At 36.5% G+C, this 18,740-nt stretch carries 12 protein-coding genes and 2 tRNA genes; 8 read left to right on the top strand and 6 right to left on the bottom strand.

Translation table 11 applies throughout. The features are described 5' to 3' along the window. Positions 1 to 156: 156 nt before the first annotated feature. Positions 157 to 1,035 carry a radical SAM protein gene (locus ACY0M5_RS01550; protein WP_461630586.1) on the bottom strand — a complete coding sequence of 293 codons (879 nt, stop codon included), beginning with the start codon at positions 1,033 to 1,035 and terminating at the stop codon, positions 157 to 159. Positions 1,036 to 1,264: 229 nt separating this feature from the next. On the opposite strand from ACY0M5_RS01550, the gene ACY0M5_RS01545 reads away from it, so the two are divergent. Continuing rightward, a complete protein-coding gene (locus tag ACY0M5_RS01545; RefSeq protein ID WP_156195486.1) occupies positions 1,265 to 1,537 on the top strand; it encodes an acylphosphatase in 273 nt (90 codons plus the stop codon). A gap of 31 nt (positions 1,538 to 1,568) precedes the next feature. Here the strand turns inward: ACY0M5_RS01545 and ACY0M5_RS01540 are convergent. After that, positions 1,569 to 1,639: transfer RNA gene (locus ACY0M5_RS01540), tRNA-Gln, on the bottom strand. 156 nt (positions 1,640 to 1,795) lie between these two features. Between ACY0M5_RS01540 and ACY0M5_RS01535 the strand changes: the two genes are divergently transcribed. After that, the gene (locus ACY0M5_RS01535) at positions 1,796 to 2,167 is read left to right on the top strand and encodes a hypothetical protein (protein ID WP_101310255.1); all 372 of its coding nucleotides are present in this window, start codon (positions 1,796 to 1,798) and stop codon (positions 2,165 to 2,167) included. Between the two features lie 53 nt (positions 2,168 to 2,220). Here ACY0M5_RS01535 and ACY0M5_RS01530 read toward each other — a convergent pair. Further along, positions 2,221 to 2,291 (bottom strand) — tRNA-Gln (locus tag ACY0M5_RS01530). Positions 2,292 to 2,462: 171 nt separating this feature from the next. Between ACY0M5_RS01530 and ACY0M5_RS01525 the strand changes: the two genes are divergently transcribed. The 5 genes from ACY0M5_RS01525 (at position 2,463) to ACY0M5_RS01505 (ending at position 11,978) form a co-directional block, all read left to right on the top strand. After that, positions 2,463 to 5,531 carry a glycosyltransferase family 117 protein gene (locus ACY0M5_RS01525; protein ID WP_461630585.1) on the top strand — a complete coding sequence of 1,023 codons (3,069 nt, stop codon included), beginning with the start codon at positions 2,463 to 2,465 and terminating at the stop codon, positions 5,529 to 5,531. A gap of 267 nt (positions 5,532 to 5,798) precedes the next feature. Then, positions 5,799 to 8,861, top strand: coding sequence for a glycosyltransferase family 117 protein (locus ACY0M5_RS01520; protein ID WP_461630584.1), 3,063 nt, complete (start codon positions 5,799 to 5,801; stop codon positions 8,859 to 8,861). Then, positions 8,858 to 9,478 (top strand): polysaccharide deacetylase family protein, encoded by a 621-nt coding sequence (locus ACY0M5_RS01515; RefSeq protein ID WP_461630583.1) that lies wholly within the window; start codon positions 8,858 to 8,860, stop codon positions 9,476 to 9,478. Before ACY0M5_RS01520 ends, ACY0M5_RS01515 begins: the two co-directional genes overlap by 4 nt. 158 nt (positions 9,479 to 9,636) lie before the next feature. Continuing rightward, positions 9,637 to 10,908, top strand: coding sequence for a phosphoribosylamine--glycine ligase (gene purD, locus ACY0M5_RS01510; protein WP_461630582.1), 1,272 nt, complete (start codon positions 9,637 to 9,639; stop codon positions 10,906 to 10,908). A gap of 92 nt (positions 10,909 to 11,000) precedes the next feature. Then, the gene (locus ACY0M5_RS01505) at positions 11,001 to 11,978 is read left to right on the top strand and encodes a DUF6427 family protein (RefSeq protein WP_124993542.1); all 978 of its coding nucleotides are present in this window, start codon (positions 11,001 to 11,003) and stop codon (positions 11,976 to 11,978) included. 50 nt (positions 11,979 to 12,028) lie between these two features. On the opposite strand, the gene ACY0M5_RS01500 is transcribed toward ACY0M5_RS01505, so the two are convergent. The 3 genes from ACY0M5_RS01500 to ACY0M5_RS01490 all read right to left on the bottom strand — a co-directional run bounded on the left by ACY0M5_RS01500 (position 12,029) and on the right by ACY0M5_RS01490 (position 16,294). After that, entirely contained in the window at positions 12,029 to 13,903 is a 1,875-nt protein-coding gene (locus tag ACY0M5_RS01500; RefSeq protein ID WP_461630581.1) for a DUF4114 domain-containing protein, read from the bottom strand. Positions 13,904 to 14,268: 365 nt separating this feature from the next. Beyond that, a complete protein-coding gene (locus ACY0M5_RS01495; protein WP_461630580.1) occupies positions 14,269 to 15,339 on the bottom strand; it encodes a lysylphosphatidylglycerol synthase transmembrane domain-containing protein in 1,071 nt (356 codons plus the stop codon). 130 nt (positions 15,340 to 15,469) lie between these two features. Further along, a complete protein-coding gene (locus ACY0M5_RS01490; RefSeq protein WP_461630579.1) occupies positions 15,470 to 16,294 on the bottom strand; it encodes an oxidoreductase in 825 nt (274 codons plus the stop codon). Positions 16,295 to 16,494: 200 nt separating this feature from the next. Here ACY0M5_RS01490 and ACY0M5_RS01485 point away from each other — a divergent pair, with 200 nt between their 5' ends. Then, entirely contained in the window at positions 16,495 to 18,717 is a 2,223-nt protein-coding gene (locus ACY0M5_RS01485) for an APC family permease (RefSeq protein WP_461630578.1), read from the top strand. Positions 18,718 to 18,740 lie beyond the last annotated feature (23 nt).

Here is an 18,740-nt window from a genome sequence, read left to right as displayed (position 1 = left end):
AGTGTTTTATAAGGTATTTCTGTGTGCATTTATAAACCTTTTTAGTTCCCTTAAAATATATTACTGAACGAATAAGTAAAACGAAATTGATTTCTACAAGCTTTATTAATTCTCTTAGGTTTTTTATAGTCTGATTACGAGGCAAATTGAAGAGAACTACAATCCCCTCATCCATTCCGGTCTCAACTGCGCGTTGGCCGGATCGTCCAAAACACCATTGATACGATTCAGCATTTCTTGTTTGTCGCAGGGGAAGTTTCCGCGCAGAATCAAATAATTGGAAGCATGATCGCTTCGAAAAATAGACTGGCTTAATTCCAGGTTCCCGATAAAGACTTTCATTTCGGCAATCAGCTCGATGGTATTGAGAGGAATAAAGTCACCTTTAAATTTTTTTATGAAATGATCTTCGCCGTAAGGGTAGCTGAGAACAAGGGTTGAAAGGAATTCAGGTTGAATTTTGTTGATAAGTTTGGCCGAGTTAAGGGCATGTTGCTGAGAAAAGATTTTGCCACCCAAACCATTTAGGATCATTACCGAAAGTTTAATGCCTGCTTTTCGGGCACGCTGCAGGGCATGACAGGTGCTTTCAAAATTTTCACCTTTATCAATTGCCTTCAAAAGCTCATCATCTCCTGATTCTATACCTACATAAAGTAGTTTTAGTCCTTTTTCAGCAAGAATTTGAAGTTCTTTATCTGTTTTTACTTCTATGTCTTTTGGTATTGCGTAGGCCGAAACACGGGTTAGTCGAGGGAAAGTCGTATTTAGCTGATCCAATATCCGCGAAAGCTTATCGAAAGAAAGTACCATCGCGTTTCCATCTGCCAAAAACACCTTGCGGTAATGGTTTGAATAGGGAGACATGCTTTGGATATCAGCAAAAATGTCTTCCTCTTTACGGGCTTGAAATTGTTTACTGCTGTACATTTCGCAAAAAGCACATTTGTTCCATGCACAACCTAATGTAACCTGAATAATTAGGGAATGAGCTTCGCTTGGCGGTCTAAATAATGGTTCGTGATAATTGATCATGGGGCAAAAGTAGAAAAAGATGTTTCAAGTATCAAGTTCCAAGTGCCGGGGAGAAAGTAACAAGGTTTAAGGATAAAGTAAAAGGGGCCAAGTAGAAATATCAAGCAAGACTTAAAATTTTAGAATGAAATTCTCCCTTTTTACTGGAGATGATAGACTGAGGAGTGTTTTAATTATTAATTCTAAATTCATCATTTAAAATTCTATCTTGCATTAAAAGTGCAACAAAATGGAATGGAAATCTGTAAGCATACAAGTGTCGGGTAGGGTACAGAATGTTGGATTTCGGTATCATGCCAAGGAGGCTGCAAAGCGTTTTGGTGTTAAGGGATTTGTGCGAAATCAGCCGGATGGCACGGTTTATGCGGAAATTGTTGGGACAGATTTGGGTGTTGAATTGTTCTGTGAGTGGTGTAAAAAGGGACCTGATTGGGCTAAAGTGAAGGATGTTTTTATTTGTAATTTGCCGAATCAGGATTTTACTGATTTCGTCATAAAATAAAAAAAGCTTCTGATGAAATCAGAAGCTTGTGTTGACCCGTAAGGACTCGAACCTTAAATGCCTGGACCAAAACCAGGTGTGTTACCATTACACCACGGGTCAATTCCCGTTCAGTCATTTCTGACTAAGACGGTGCAAATATAGTAGAAATATTTGTTAGGCAAAACCAAAAAATGCAAAAATATTGCAGACTTTTATTCGTTGTTGTTGTTATATATTTGTAATTATTCTGATTGTCAATTTGAAAGGGTAGAAAAGATGGAGCAAAAAAAAATAGAATCATTAACAGGAAAGTGGCTTTACGAGGAAGATTATGGCTATGGAAGTGCTAAAGGAGAGCTTTTATTGACTCAAAACGGGAGAAAATTGAGTGGTAAAATCATTTTTTCTGAAAATGTGGAAGATGAGGAGACGTTCATGATCCAGGAAAAATTGGAAGGAGAGATAAATCTTAATCGAATTCAACTAAAAGCTATAGAGTATGATGTTATTCACTCCGATTTTGATATTTGTTACGAATTGGATTCCTGGGATGGCATGTTGATTAATGAGACAACAATTGAGGGAGATAGTTTAGATGATCAGGGAATTTCGGGTAGCTTTAAGTTTGAGAGGATTGTTGAAAAATAAACATGAAGGATAAAATAAAAAAAGCTTCGAAATATTTCGAAGCTTTTTTATTGTTGTCCCGTAAGGACTCGAACCTTAAATGCCTGGACCAAAACCAGGTGTGTTACCATTACACCACGGGACAATCATAATCGTCCTTTTTGCAAAGAACTCTGCAAATGTAATACTTTTTTTATTTGCTCAAACAAAAAGTGTAAAATTTTCAGATAGAATTCGGGGGAACTGTTAAAATTGACTATTTTCGTTCAAAATATTATCCTGCATATCGAATATAATAAACAAAAATACACACAAGATGAAATCTAATTACAATGTGGTTAATAATGTGTTAGGCTGGATGGCTTTTGTCATTGCTGCACTTACCTACTTGTTTACTATTGAGCCTACAGCCAGTTTGTGGGATTGTGGAGAATTTATTACTACCGCCTACGGATTAGAGGTTGGACATCCGCCGGGAGCACCTTTGTTCATGATTATGGCGAGGTTTTTCTCTCTTTTTGCACCCAATCCGTCTCAGGTAGCCCTGCTAGTGAATTCCATGTCAGCTTTAGCATCGGCTTTCACAATTCTATTTTTGTTTTGGACAATTACACATCTTGCCAAAAAACTGGTAACAACTAATGGTGAAATCTCAAAAGGAAATTTAATTGCCGTGATGGGAACGGGAATGGTTGGAGCGCTTGCTTATACTTTTTCTGATACATTTTGGTTTTCGGCTGTTGAAGGGGAAGTATATGCTTTGTCATCACTGTTTACGGCAGTTGTTTTTTGGGCAATTCTGAAATGGGAAAATGTTGCGGATGAGAAGTATGCAAACCGATGGATTATTTTAATCGCGTATTTAATGGGATTGTCGATTGGTGTTCACCTGCTGAATCTTTTGGCTATTCCTGCAATTATATTTGTTTACTATTTTAAAAAATATACACCTACCCGAAATGGAATAATAGGAGCATTTTTACTTTCGGTTCTTATTTTGGGAGTGGTTATGTATGGGGTTATTCCTGGTGTAATTACGATTGCATCGTGGTTCGAGTTGTTATTTGTAAATCAATTTGGTTTGCCTTACAACACTGGTGTAATGTTTTATGCGGTAGTGCTTATTGCTCTTGTAGTTTGGTTGATCAACTTCTCCATTAAACGTGGAATGGTGGTTTTGAACACGATTGTAACAGCTTTTGTGGTGATCATGATTGGCTATTCTTCTTTTGCCATGATCGTGATCCGCTCTTCGGCTAATCCCCCAATGGACGAAAATAATCCGGATAACGTATTTGCTTTGCTTTCCTATTTGAATCGGGAGCAATATGGCGACAGACCTCTTGTGTACGGAGAGTATTACAATGCTCCTGCAGTTGACCTGATTGAAACCAGTCCTGTTTACATTCAAAAAAAGGATAAAAATAATAAGGATAAATATATTATTGCATCGCACAAACAGGAATATAAATTCGATTCACGTTTCAATACCTTGTTTCCAAGAATGTATAGTTCCCGGGCCAATCATGTTCATGAATATGAATACTGGGGAGATGTAAAAAAGAACAATCCAATTCAGGTTGGCGATGAGACTCTTTACAAACCAAGTTTTGGATCAAATCTTAGGTTTTTCTTGACCTATCAGGTAAATCACATGTATTGGCGGTATTTCATGTGGAATTTTGTAGGCCGTCAGAACGATATTCAGGGGCATGGCGATATCCTGAATGGAAACTGGATTTCGGGGATTCCTTTTATCGATGAAATGAAAATTGGAAATCAGGATAAGTTATATCCTGAAATGGCAAATAAAAAGTCAAGAAATACTTACTTCTTTTTACCGTTTATACTTGGTTTAATAGGTTTGTTTTATCATTATAAATCGAGCAAAAAAGGCAAACAGGATTTCTTTGTGGTGATGTTGCTTTTTATTTTTACAGGTTTGGCAATTGTTGTTTACCTGAATCAATCACCTTATCAACCACGTGAACGTGATTATGCATATGCCGGTTCATTCTACGCGTTTGCCATTTGGATAGGTTTTGGGGTAATGGGTTTGTATCAATGGTTGAGTAAAAAAGGACCATCTGTTGTTACCGCAGGAGCAGTTACTGCAGTTTGTTTAATTGCCGTTCCCGGATTATTGGCTCAGCAGAATTTCGATGATCATGATCGTTCGGGAAGACATGCTACTTTGGCCTATGCAAAAGATTATCTAAATTCTTGTGCACCTGATGCTATTTTATTTACCTATGGCGATAACGATACCTTTCCGCTTTGGTATGCGCAGGAAGTGGAAGGGATTCGAAGAGATATCCGGATTGTAAATTTGAGTTTACTTGCCGGCGATTGGTACATCAATCAGATGAGACGAAAAGCCTACGATTCAGATCTGATTCCTATGTCGCTTACTGCGGATAAAGTTGAACCAGGTATTCGCGATCAGGTTCCTGTTGTAGAGCGATTGAAAGGACAAGAGCTTTTGAGTGAAATGATAAAATTCGTAGGAAGCGATAATGATGCCGCAAAAGTAGAAACCCAATCGGGTAAAAAGCTTAATTATTTCCCTGGAAGAAACGTTTATATTCCTGTTGATTCGGCTAAGGTGCTTGCAAATGGTACTGTTCAGCCCGAAGATGCTCATTTAATTGTAGACAAGTTAGAGTGGAAGATCAAGAGAAGTTATTTGTATAAAAATGACATTATGGTTTATGATATCATTGCAAATAACAATTGGGAACGCCCTGTTTATTTTTCTGTAGGAATGGGGACTGAAAGCTTTCTTGGCTTAGAGAAATATTTTCAGTTGGAAGGTGCTGCTTATCGTTTGGTTCCAATTGAAACAAAACCGGAACGAAATGGTATTGGCCATGTGAATACAGAATTGTTGTATGATAATTACATGAATAAATTCACTTTTGGCGGGATAAAAGATCCGGACGTGTATGTTGATCAATTTCATATTTTGACAGTGAATATTATGTCGTTCAGAGCAAATTACAGCCGATTGGCCAGTGCTTTAAATGACGAGGGAAAGAAAGAAAAAGCCATTGATATTTTGGATAGATGTATGGAAGAACTGCCAACCAATAAAATACCGGTTGATAATACGCTGATTGGATTTATTCAGGAGTATTATAGAGCAAATGCAGTAGATAAAGCAAATGCTTTACTGTTGGAAGTGGCACAACAATCATACGATAAAATGAATTATTTCTTAAGTTTGGATCCTCAGCATGCCAATGCTTTTAGATCAGAACAGGAGCGTGAAGTGCGGGTTGTGCAGATGCTTTTAGGTTTAGCTGATATGGGTGAGCAAACTAAGTTGAGGGAAGATTTACAATTAAAATTCGAACTGCTTTTTAAGTCTGCTGCAGGGGAGTAAAAGATTTATAATAAACTTTAAATGGCTGTCTTCGTGTAAAAACAGCCATTTTTTATGTCGTTTTTTTGATTTCCTAAATCAAAGTAATTCTTCTTTCTACAAACTAATGCAAAGCGTTCATCTGTAAAAAAGAATACTGACGACTATCTTGATCTTGAAATATCGAAAGTCTGTTAAGATTTTTTCACATAATACAAATCAATTCTTTTTGTCAAAAGTGGTAACTTCGCTGTCTGTATCATAAAATCTAACCTTTATTTTGATAATATGAGTAAGTACCAAAAAACAAATATTATTGTCGGATGGATATCATTTGCAATAGCTGCTGTTGTCTATTTTTTAACTCTTGAACCTACAGTTAGTTTTTGGGATTGCGGAGAATTTATAACTTCTGCTTATAAATTAGAAATTGGACACGCTCCGGGAGCTCCTTTTTTTCTGCTGTTGGCTCGTTTTTTCTCTATGTTTGCTTCGGGTACCGAAAATGTTGCTCTCATGATAAATTCCATGTCTGGTTTGGCAAGTGCTTTTACCATTCTGTTTTTATTCTGGACAATCACCCATTTGGCTAAAAAGTTGATTGTTGCAGGAGATAAAATATCAGAATCTCAGATATGGACAATTATTGGCAGCGGATTTATTGGAGCCATGGCTTATGCTTTTACCGATACATTTTGGTTTTCAGCTGTTGAGGGAGAAGTTTATGCTACATCTTCACTGTTTACTGCAGTTGTTTTCTGGTGCGTTTTAAAATGGGAAAACGAAGAAGGCAAGGCTTATGCAAACAGGTGGTTAATTTTGATTGCTTATCTTATGGGTTTGTCGATTGGAGTTCATCTTCTGAATTTATTGGCAATTCCGGCCATTGTAATGGTTTACTATTTTAAGAAGTATGAACCAAGCAGAAATGGAGTTTTAAAAGCTTTGGGTGTTGCTTTGCTTCTTTTGGGTGGTGCAATGTATGTAATCATTCCAGGCGTTGTAAAACTTGCTTTTGTTTTTGATTTGTTCTTTGTAAATGTAATTGGTTTGCCTTTTAATTCAGGCGCTTATGTATTTATTATTCTGCTGATTTCAGGTCTTGTATTCGGTATTCGATATACAATTTCTCATGGCAAAGTGGTCTTGAATACATTGCTTACTGCACTAACAGTTGTTCTAATTGGATATTCGTCCTATTCGCTTATCATGATTCGTTCGGCGGCAAATCCTGGTTTGGATCAGAATAATCCTGAGGATCTGTTTTCTTTACTTTATTATTTAAACAGAGAGCAGTATGGCGATAATCCTTTGGTGTATGGCGAATATTTTAATGCTCCGTATGATGAAAAGGAGAGTTATGTAGATGGCAAAGATGTTTACATTAAAAAAGACGGGAAATATGTAGTTTCATACACGCCAAAGAAACCAAACTATAGCAGTTCTTATAAAACAGTGTTCCCTAGAATGTATACCAAGGGAATGACAGGTAGGAACCCCGAAGAATATGCCAAGTGGACAGGACTCAAGGCTGATCAGAAAACAAAACCGAGCTTTGTGCAGAATCTGGACTTCTTTTTTAATTACCAGATTAATTACATGTACATCCGCTACTTTATGTGGAATTTTTCCGGTCGTCAATCCGACCGGCAATCCTATAGTGGTGTTGTTGATGGAAACTGGATTTCCGGAATACCATTCGTAGATAATTATCGTTTGGGAGATCAGAGTCTGAGGCCAGACCATATGACCAATAATAAAGGGAATAATAAATATTACTTTCTGCCGCTTTTGTTGGGCTTGGCAGGATTACTTTATCAGTACAAAAAAAGTACCAACGGGAAGAAAGACTTTTTTGTCGTTTTCTTGCTGTTTTTATTAACCGGATTAGCCATTGTTGTGTATCTGAATCAGCCTCCATTGCAGCCTCGCGAAAGGGATTATGCCTATGTGGGATCATTTTATGCCTTTGCTGTTTGGATCGGTTTGGGATTTCTTGCAGTACTGCAGGTTTCTAAAAAAGTGCTTCGAAAAGATAAGGTCGCTATTCCTGCAGCATTCACTCTTTGCCTTTTGGCAGTTCCTGCTTTGTTGGCGCAACAAAATTGGGACGATCATGATCGGTCGGATCGATATGTGGCAAGAGATTTGGCTTACGATTATCTGAATTCGTGTGCCCCAAATGCGATACTATTCACAATGGGCGATAACGATACTTTTCCATTATGGTATTTGCAGGAGGTAGAAGGCGTAAGAACTGATGTTCGCGTTTGTAATTTGATGTATTTAACCGCCGATTGGTACATCGATCAGATGAAACAAAAGAACTATGATTCCGATCCTTTACCAATTTCTCTTAGTAAAGAAAAATATCTGGCGGGTAAGCGCGATGTTGTTTATGTTCTTGATGATCCGCGTTTGAAGGCTTACGTTGAGAAGAATGGAGGATTGGATCTGAAAGACGCGATAGAATATGTTGCGAGTGAAAAGGAAAGTACCAAAAAAATATACGGATACGATGAGCGGATTGATCATTTTCCGGCAAATAAATTTCGCCTTGTAATTGATAAGGAGCAAGTAGTAAAGACCAATACTCTTTCCGAAAAAGATTCTGCAAAAATTGTGAATCAAATGGAATGGGAAGTGAAAACAAACTACGTGGATAAAGGTGGTTTAATTCTTTACGATATGCTGGTGCAAAACAATTGGAAACGACCTGTTTATTTTTCCATAACAGTGCCGTCGAGCGGATATTATGGCTTAGAAGACTATTTTCGTTTGGAAGGTTTTGCTTATCGATTGGTACCGATCAAATTTGAAAATGAGGAAATGCAGATAGGGGGTGTAAATACGGATGTAATGTATACCAATCTGATGAATAAGTTTAAATGGGGAAATATGAACCATCCGGATGTTTATATCGATGAAACAACTTCGCGTTTGTGCACCAACATGAGAAATAATTTTCTGCGGTTGTCAGAAAGTTTACTGGATGAGGGAAAAAGAGATTCTGCAGTTCAGGTACTGGATAAATGTGTTGAATTGGTGCCTAATGAGAAGGTACCCTTCGATTATTTAGCCATTCTTATGGCTCAGTCCTACTATCGTGCAGCGGAGGATGAAAAAGGCAATCAGATGATTCAAACCATATCAGATCGATTGGTACAGGAATTAGATTATTATATGACTCTAACTCCGGTTTCTACTTCGGAATTTCCTCGGTTAAAGAGCAGGGATCTGGCTTTATTGCAGGAATTGTACCGCATTACAAATCAGTACAATCAGAAGGAATTGAATCGGAAAATTGAATTGAAATTTAAAAGATTATTAGAAAGCTATAAAAAGGGATGATGAAGTTGAGATGGATGAGAGCGCCGGGGATATTTAAAATCTTATTTCCGGACTTTATTTGGCGATATAATTCGGGAGCAAAAAAAGTTTATCTGACATTTGATGACGGACCTGTTCCGGAATCTACTTTGTGGACATTGAATATGTTGAAGGAGAAGAATGTAAAAGCTACTTTTTTTTGCGTAGGCGAGAATGTGCATAAATATCCTGAGCTATTTCAGAAAATTCTGTCTTCAGGTCACGCCGTTGGAAATCATACTTACAATCACTTAAAAGGTTGGTCTGTTGATACACAACTATATCTTGAGAATGTAATAATGGCTTCCGATTTAATTAATTCAAAATTATTTCGGCCTCCTTACGGCCAAATAAAAAGATCTCAGGCAAAACATTTACTCCCAGAGTATAAGATTGTTATGTGGGATGTTTTGAGTGGGGATTACCGGAAGGATATAACTCCCGAAGAGTGTTTGAAAGATGTTCTTAAAACGGTTCGTCCAGGCTCCATAATATCGTTCCACAATCATCAGAAATCGGAGGCGAATATGTGTTTTACAGTACCCCGGCTGATCGATGAATTAAAGCTTCAGGGTTACGAGTTTGATGTTTGCCAATAAGAAATCAAAAAAACATTTCTTTTCCATCAGGTAAACTGCAATTGAATACGTAAATTTGCTCTCGATCAAACTATTAATACCATTTTATAACCAAAACCATTTGATAATTCCCGTTTGCAGACAGCAAATTGGGATTGGTTGCTAATTAATACTATTAGATGAAAGTACTTCTTTTGGGTTCCGGAGGCCGTGAACATGCATTTGCATGGAAATTTGTTCAAAGTGAAAAATTGGAAAAATTGTATGTTGCTCCGGGAAATGCCGGAACTGCTGCAATTGCAGAAAACATAGATATTAATCCTAACGATTTTACAAAAATAAAAGATTTTGTTCTTGAAAAAGGAATTAACATGGTTGTTGTTGGTCCGGAAGACCCGTTGGTAAATGGAATTCACGATTTCTTTCTTGCCGATGAGGCTATCAAGAGTGTTCCAGTTATTGGTCCGGAAAAATTAGGTGCTCAATTAGAAGGAAGTAAAGATTTTTCAAAGGAATTTATGTTCCGACATAATATTCCTACCGCAAAATATAAAAGTATCACCTCTGAAAATTTAGAAGAAGGATTAACTTTTCTGGAAAGCTTAAAAGCTCCATACGTATTAAAAGCAGACGGTCTTGCTGCAGGAAAAGGTGTTCTAATTATTTCTGATTTAGAGGAGGCAAAACAATCTCTAAAAGAGATGATCGATGGAATGTTTGGCGACGCAAGCAGTACTGTTGTTATTGAAGAGTTTTTGGCAGGTATTGAGTTGTCGGTTTTTGTTTTAACCGATGGCAAAAACTATAAAACACTTGCCGAGGCAAAGGATTATAAGCGAATTGGAGTAGGAGATACCGGTTTAAATACAGGTGGTATGGGCGCAATTTCTCCGGTTCCTTTTGCAACTGCAGATTTCATGCAAAAAGTAGAAGATCGCGTGATTGTACCAACAATTGAAGGTCTTCAGAAAGATAATATTCCTTACAAAGGTTTTATTTTCATTGGATTGATGAATATTGGCGGAGATCCATATGTAATTGAATACAATGTTAGAATGGGCGATCCGGAAACAGAGGTAATCATTCCGAGAATCAAATCAGATTTACTGGAATTGATGGAAGCCGTTTCGAAGCAGGAATTGGATAAAGCTCCTTTTGAGATGGATGACAGAACAGTAACTACTGTAATGTTAGTTGCGGGAGGTTACCCGGAAGCGTATGAAAAAGGCAAAACTATTACTAAATTAGATGAGGTAGAAGGAAGTATTGTGTTTCATGCGGGAACAACTTTTTCGGGTAATGATGTTGTAACTAACGGGGGGCGTGTTATTTCGGTAAGCTCATACGGTGATACGATGCAGTCGGCCTTGAATAAATCCTTTAGAAATGCTGAACTGATTAATTTTGAAGGGAAATATTACAGAAAAGATATTGGTTTCGATTTAAAGTAATTGATTTATAAAAACTACTGCTCTTTTTTTTTATTTGAAAATTGAGTGGTAGTTGTTATTTTGCACTTCTGGTTCGCTAAAAGCTTAAATTCATGCTCTTAAAGACAATTAAAGGACGCCATTCTATTTTACTGATATTAATGCCGGTTGTTATCGTATTGCTTTGGATGGGTACGTTACTGCATTCGGAATCCTTGACGGCTGGACAGAACCAAATGCCATTGTATGAATTGTTGTTATTTCTTACGGGAGGTAATAATTTCGTTCTAAATCTAATTGCCTGCCTGCTTTTAATATTGATCGCTTACGGAATGGTGCGCTTAAATGAGCAGTATATTTTTATCCGGCAACGAACAGATTTGCCTGCATTCGTATTTGCTCTTATTGCCACGGGAACTGTCTCATTAGGAGGTATGCATCCTTCATTATTTGCTGCATTTTTACTATTTCTTTCTGTAGATCGGGTATTTAAAATTTATCAGGGAACAGCAACTCTATCCAACTCTTTTGATGCCGGGTTTTTAGTAGGCTTGGCAAGTTTGTTCTATTTGTTTGCAGGAGTATATATCTTTTGGTTTTGGATGGCTCTTGCGGTTTTAGGATATTTGCGGGGTAAAGAAATTCTGGCGGGATTAACAGGTTTTATTGTTCCTGTTTTTTTTGTTGTTGCCTGGTACATTTGGAACGATAATTTGACTGAACTCTTAAATACAATTAGGAATCTCTTTTCATCTAAAAATAGTTTAGGGGTTGTATCAGTTTTCCAATATTCATACTGGGGAATACTTGGCTTTTTGGTTATTCTCTCTTCTTTGTATATGCTGAATGTTTATGAGGAGAAAAAAATTAGTTCGCGTAAATATTTTATTATTTTGTTGAGTTTCTTTCTTGTTTCGGCTCTTAGTTTTGTGTTTTTTAAAGGGGCAGGTGTTGAACAGTACTTTATCAGTATTATTCCGGTAACCTACATTGCAAGCCACTATTTTGTATTTCAAAAACACTCTTGGATTGGAGAGTTTTTGTTTTATATTCTTGTGATCTCAAGTATTCTTATCCACTTTATTGGATAAAAAAAGTGCCATCTCCAAAGAAATGGCACTCCATATAATTAAGTTCGATTTTATTTTTCTACAATATTAGTCATGTCGAAGGCTGTTGCTATATTAGCATCTTCCTCGTTATCATTAACTGTGAAAATAATGTCGTTAAAATCTTTGTCTCCAGCGGGTAGCTGAATATCTTCGAAACACAATACAATATCTTTACAATTTTTCTCTTTGAACAATACATGTTGTTGCGTTGCGTCTTTGTTCCATTCAATATTGGTATAATGACGATAAACACCATCAACGGTAGCACCGTTTTTCCAGCCTTGAGCAATTAAGCAAAATCCAATTACTGTATTTTGCGCAAAAGGAGCATCACCTAGCTGAACACGATCACCAGTCTTTAATCCTCCTCCTGATCCTTCTTTTGAAGCATTAGGGAAAAGCATGTGAAGTTCTATTTCGTCAGCACTTGCAGGAGGATTTTCAGCATCATAAGTGTAGTATGCCAATGAATTTTTCCATCCAGCGCCTTCATCAACGAAAGTTAGATAAACAGGAGATTCTTTAGTTAATTTTAGAATCAAGTTGTTCTCATCTGAGAATAATTCAGAATTCGCTGCGCGGTTATCCTTATTTTCATGGAACATGGCAATAATGTTATCTACCAAAGTTTCGCAAGGTTTTGTTGGAATGATATCATCCGGCACTCCTTCGTCCATTTCAATGGTAATAATTTTAAGTCCGCCGGTTCCGGCAGCAACAAAAATGTAGTTTCCTCTCGATTCAACAAAATTCACCGATGAACCAAAATCCATACTTCCTAACAGAGTAACATTATTATCATTTTCAGGAATCATAGCGCCAACGTATACACCAGCACCACCATTACCAATCAGCAATAGTTCTTCATTTAAGCATACCGAGTTGGTTACGTAATCCTCATCAAGGCCACCAGCAGGAGTTTCAGGACGGTTAAAGCGCTCTTTTAAAGTTCCGTCCAAATTACGAATATCTAATCCAGATACGTTTAATGCCGCCAGAATATAGTTGTCGGTAACATCAATTTCAGTTTTTGATTCATCAGTAATCGGTCCTTGAACTTCAATTGCCTCTAATTCTGTAAAATCAGCTTTTTTGAAAGACTGTATTTTTTCATTGGTTGCATTAAGCACATAAATATTTTCAGCATTACTACTTAAAGATCTGGCATCATTAATATCAATTCCAGTTACTAAAGAGTAGTCGCTGCGTTTAAGAATGCTTAATTTTCCATCAGATCCACTAGTTGCATAAATGTAATTTTCATCAATTTCAACATCTGTAGCAACATAAGAAGGAAGATCAACCAGTCCTGAAACAGACATGATTTTTTTAGAATTACTTAACTCCAAACTAATTAAAACAGCAGGAGATGCAAGAACATAACCAGCACTTTCCGGATCCACTGCACCTACCAGATAAATTACTCCATCATAATAATCAACAGCACTAACGTCAACATCAGGAAATAACGCCTGAGCTTGTAATACTGGATTGTCTTGATCTGAGATGTCAAATAATTCAACACCACCACTATATTTACTTCCCTTTGTATTGTAGGAAACAAATGCCATGTTATTGATAATTTTGACGTGAGTAGCTTGAACTGCTTCACCTTTTACTTTGGGAGCTTCAACTTCAGCTTTTAGTTTAAAAGCATAGTTTTTAGTCAAATCAATTTCAATTTCCGTTGTTCCTTCTTTTGTAGTTCCAGCTGGAAGATTGTTGATAATAACTAAATCATTCATTGTTTTAACCCTACTGGAAAGATCCGCAGGGTTATTATTGATAGAAATGCCTTCTTGAATTGTTTTCTTTTGATCGGTTTGATGATTGTCATCATTATTGTCCGAGCAAGAAGAAACAATTATGAAAAGCCCAATCATTAATAGTAGATATTTTCTCATAAGTATTTTTTATTTTTACTGAATTACAAATTTAGTTTACTGTTGCAAGTTACGTTGTTTGTTTTAAATGATAAGTTTAATTATTGTTAAGCGACCTAAAGATTTGATGAATCGCTTCTTTTTATTGGTGAATAATTATAAAAACTTGTTCAGGATGATGTTCTATCTGTTGATAATCACGATTCTATCTGTGTTCGATAAGTAGGTGAATACTGTCTGAATCCCTTTGAAATGTTGGGTAATTCTTGTTTTTCGCGTTAATTAATACGGGTTATACGATAATTTACGGTTTATTGTTATCTGTTTGATTTGATATTCTCCGAAGTTATTTCGAATGCAAAAACATGTTTAAATATGTGTGGTATCTATTTTTTAAAATGCTTTTTGATCCATTTAGGAAGAATAAAGACTCCAATTAGGAGATAGGGGTAGTATGAAATTAGTCGCCAAATTAATGCCATGGCTGCTGCGACTCCTACTGATGGAAGAAATTCACCTAGATATTTTGTGAATACCCATTCCGAAAATCCACTTCCGCCAGGAGTCGGACTGACAAGCATCATGATCCACATGACTAATTGCCTTGCAAATATCATGATATGCTCTGTAATGCTGTATCCTTGAAACATGAATGCAAGAAGAATCACATTTACAACCCAATATCTGGCTGTCCAGGAACAAAAAGTTGCCATGAATGCTTTAAACCAAAACCAGAACGGTTTTCTTTGCAGTTCCTTGGAACTTTCAATTATGTCGGTGCCAGCCTGATTTGCTCCTTGTTTCCATTTTCTAAGAACCGGAAGTTTGAATATCCAAAGCAGCAACCACTTTAATCCTCTTGGGTTCCAAAACAATCCATAAGTTAAAACAATAAAATAAGCCGTTTTTACAAGGTAACCAACTAAAGCAAAATATAAAAGAGAATCCAGCCAGATAGAATGTTCCTGAATATCTATCATGAATAATTGGTGGATATCCAAAAACAAGATAAGAATTGGGAACATGAGAATAAAATACAGTTCGTCGAGAAAAGAAGTGGACATTACTACTGCCGAACTTTTTCCGACTTTTAAGCCTTCTTTATTAAGATATAGAATTGCAACGGATGTTCCTCCTATTGCTGAAGGAGTTATTGCCGATGTAAATTCCCACAGCATAATAATACGAAAAGCTTTGATCCAGGAAAAAGTATTGTCAGTAAGAATCCGCAAACGAGCCATGTAACCTAAATCGCGTACAATCATCATGATTAATGCAACAAAAATCCAAAAAAACGAATACCACGAAAATTCAATTAAGGAAAGAGTTTGGCCATCAACTTCATTCATCAACATGTAAACAACAACAGCAACGCCAATCAGAATTGGATATACAATTCTACCAGGGCGAACCCCGTTAAGTAATTTTTTTTGACTGTCAGGTTGGTTTTTGTTCATTTTTAACACTTAAGGATGTTAAACTTACGGATTTAAAGAGTTTGTTTGATCACGTTTTAATGAAGATTTTGTTAAAATACTCTAAAATTGAGATGAAGAAATTTCAAATTAGGATCATTTATATTCCATCTTAAGAATGAAATTTAAATAGTTTTTCCTTAAAATAATCAAAACTTTTTTCACTGATTAGTTTCCTGAGGAACCAAATTAGTTTTGCATGCGTTGGTACAATATATCTTATTTTTGGATTGTTTGAAAGGCTCGCTTTCACAATTACCTCTGCAGCTTTTTCTGCTTTTACTTGAATTTTCTTCGATTTTATAAGAAGATTTTCAAGTTGGATAGTCATTGTGCCATAAACTGAATTCTTTGAATTTTCTTTCGCCTTAGATAAGGCGATATTTGCCCAATCTGATTCAATAACACCGGGATTAATTAGGATTACTTTTATTCCAAATGGTTTTACTTCTTGGCGCAGGCAATCAGAAATTCCTTCCAATGCATATTTTGAAGCGTGATACCATCCGCCCATGGGAAGTGTCATTCTGCCAAGAATAGAGCTAATATTAATAATTTTCCCTTCACAATTTGCTCTCATTATGGGCAGAACCATCTGAGTTAATTGTACCAAACCAAAAAGATTAACCTCGAATTGTTGGCGGGCATCCTCCGGCGAAACATCTTCAATTGCACCATAAAGACCAAATCCTGCATTATTCACTAAAATGTCAATGCGTTTGGATTCTTTATAGATGCGATTTACAACTTGTCGGCAATTTTCAGAATTAGTGACGTCAAGCTGTAAAATTTGTGCCCCTTTTTCCTCCAAATCTATCATAGCAATGGTTGAAGGAGCTGTTGCATATACGGTGTATCCTTTTTTAAGAAAAAGTAAGGCGGAAGCTTTACCTATTCCCGAAGAAGCTCCGGTGATTAAAACAATTTTTTCTTTCATTAAAATGAATCGTATGCCTGTTAATGTTTATAATGTATCATTGCAAATATCAGAAGATACATAGAATTTGAGTTTATTTCAATGGGATAGGGTCGATACCTGCTAAGATCTTAACTTTATTTCTTTTATCAGCTTACTATACACATTTATAGTGGTAGTTTTTTGCTATTTTTAGTACGCAAACTTTTACAACCGAATCTATGCCTACAACTACTTCTACTAAAAAATTTGGGACAGCTCCTGTCTTTTTCACAGCAATTTCTACCATTTTAGGCGCAATTTTATTTCTCCGCTTTGGTTTTGCGGTTGGGAGTTTGGGTTTTTGGGGAGTAATTTTAATTATTCTCTTAGGGCATTTGGTTACGATACCAACGGCTATGGCTATTTCTGAGTTGGCGACAAATAAACGTGTTGAAGGTGGTGGAGAGTATTTTATTATTTCACGTTCGTTTGGTTTAAATATTGGTGCGACTATAGGTATTGCCTTATTTTTTTCACAGGCAATAAGTGTTGCATTTTACGTAATTGCTTTTACTGAGGCCTTTGAACCCTTATTTAATTTGGCTTTTAGTACCTATGGGTATGAGTTTCCGCGTCAGATAGTTAGTGTTCCTGCAATGCTCTTTTTATCGATATTGATTCTGAAAAAAGGAGCCAATTTGGGGGTAAAGGCTTTGTATTTTGTAGTTGCTGTTTTAATGGTTTCACTCGTACTGTTTTTCTTAGGTTCAACCGATCACGCATCTGTTTCAGATTTTGGTCTAATGAATGCAGAATTTAGAAATGCAGATCAGTTCTTTATTGTATTTGCAATTATATTTCCTGCCTTTACTGGCATGACCGCTGGTGTTGGTCTGTCGGGAGATCTTAAAAATCCATCTAAATCAATTCCTTTAGGTACCAGCACTGCAACGTTATTGGGAATGATTGTTTACTTTTTTGTAGTTTACAAGCTGGCATTTTCGGTCAGTAGTGCCGATTTGATGGAAAATCAGCTGATAATGGCAAAAATTGCGATAGGCGGAAGTCTGGTGATTCCTTTAGGACTTGCGGCTTCAACAATTTCATCAGCGCTGGGTTCGGTAATGGTGGCTCCACGAACTCTTCAGGCACTATCGGCCGATCGTTCTTTTCCGTCAAAAAAAGTAAACAGATGGTTGGCAAAAGGCCGGAAATCTGATAATGAACCCATAAATGCGTCATTAATTACATGCATAATCGCAATGGTGTTTGTTGTTTTAGGTGATGTGAATGCGGTAGCACAAATTATTTCTATGTTTTTTATGGTAACTTATGGATCTTTGTGCCTGATATCTTTTCTAAATCATTTTGGATCATCGCCAAGTTATCGCCCTTCTTTTAAATCAAAGTGGGTATTGTCTCTGATAGGATTTGTAACATCAGTTTGGGTGATGTTCAAGATTAGCTTTCTATACGCTTTTGCTGCCGTAGCTGTTATGTCACTAATTTATTTGTTCATTAACCGATATCATAAAAATAGGAATGGAATAGAGTCAATCTTTCTAAATGCTCTTTATCAGCTAAATAGAAACATGCAGGTATTTTTGCAGAAAACAGGAAAAGGAAAAGCCCGCGAATGGAGACCAAGTGCTATTTGTATCTCAAAAGAATCTTTTGAGAGAGATACTGCTTTTAAGCTTTTGAACTGGATATCCTACAAATATGGGTTTGGAACGTATTTACATAGAATTGAGGGATATTATTCAAAAGCTACTTATCAGCAATCAAAAGAAGAATTGGATCGATTAATTAAAAGTTTTGATAAAATAGAGAATCACGTTTACGTTGATACCATCATCTCTCCATCCTATACTTCGGCTATTGCACAAGCAATTCAGTTGCCTGGTGTTGCAGGAATGGAAAATAATATGGTGATATTCGAGTATGATAAGGGAAACCCTGATCGTTTGAATTTGATCATTGATAATTATTCGTTGGCGCGTGCGGGTAATTTTGATTTCTGTATTTTGGGAAGTTCTTCACGGACGTTAGATTTCAAGAGCAATATCCATGTATGGATTAAATCTTCGGATACTTATAATGCGAATTTAATGATTCTTCTTAGTTTCATTATTGCAGGTCATTCTGATTGGAAAAAGGCGGATATTAAGATATTCAACATCTGTAAAAAGGAACAGGCCGATGAAACCAGAAAGCAATTGGATGATTTGGTAGTTTCGGGCCGACTACCGATTACAACCTCTAATATTGAAATCATCCATGAGCAGGAAAATGTATCATCGAAAGAAGTTATTAATCAGCGTTCGGCCGACGCAGGCATAACAATAATTGGATTTAGAGGTGAATCGCTTAAGCACGAGAAGGCTGAACTTTTTAAGGGATACGACAAACTTGGGAATATTCTTTTTATCAATGCAAATAGTCGAAAGCTTATCGAGTAGCAAGAAAACAAACAACCAATGAT

Source organism: Labilibaculum euxinicum (assembly GCF_963678175.1).
GTDB classification, from domain to species: Bacteria; Bacteroidota; Bacteroidia; order Bacteroidales; family Marinifilaceae; genus Labilibaculum; species Labilibaculum euxinus.
This window is presented reverse-complemented; position numbering and strand designations above follow the sequence as displayed.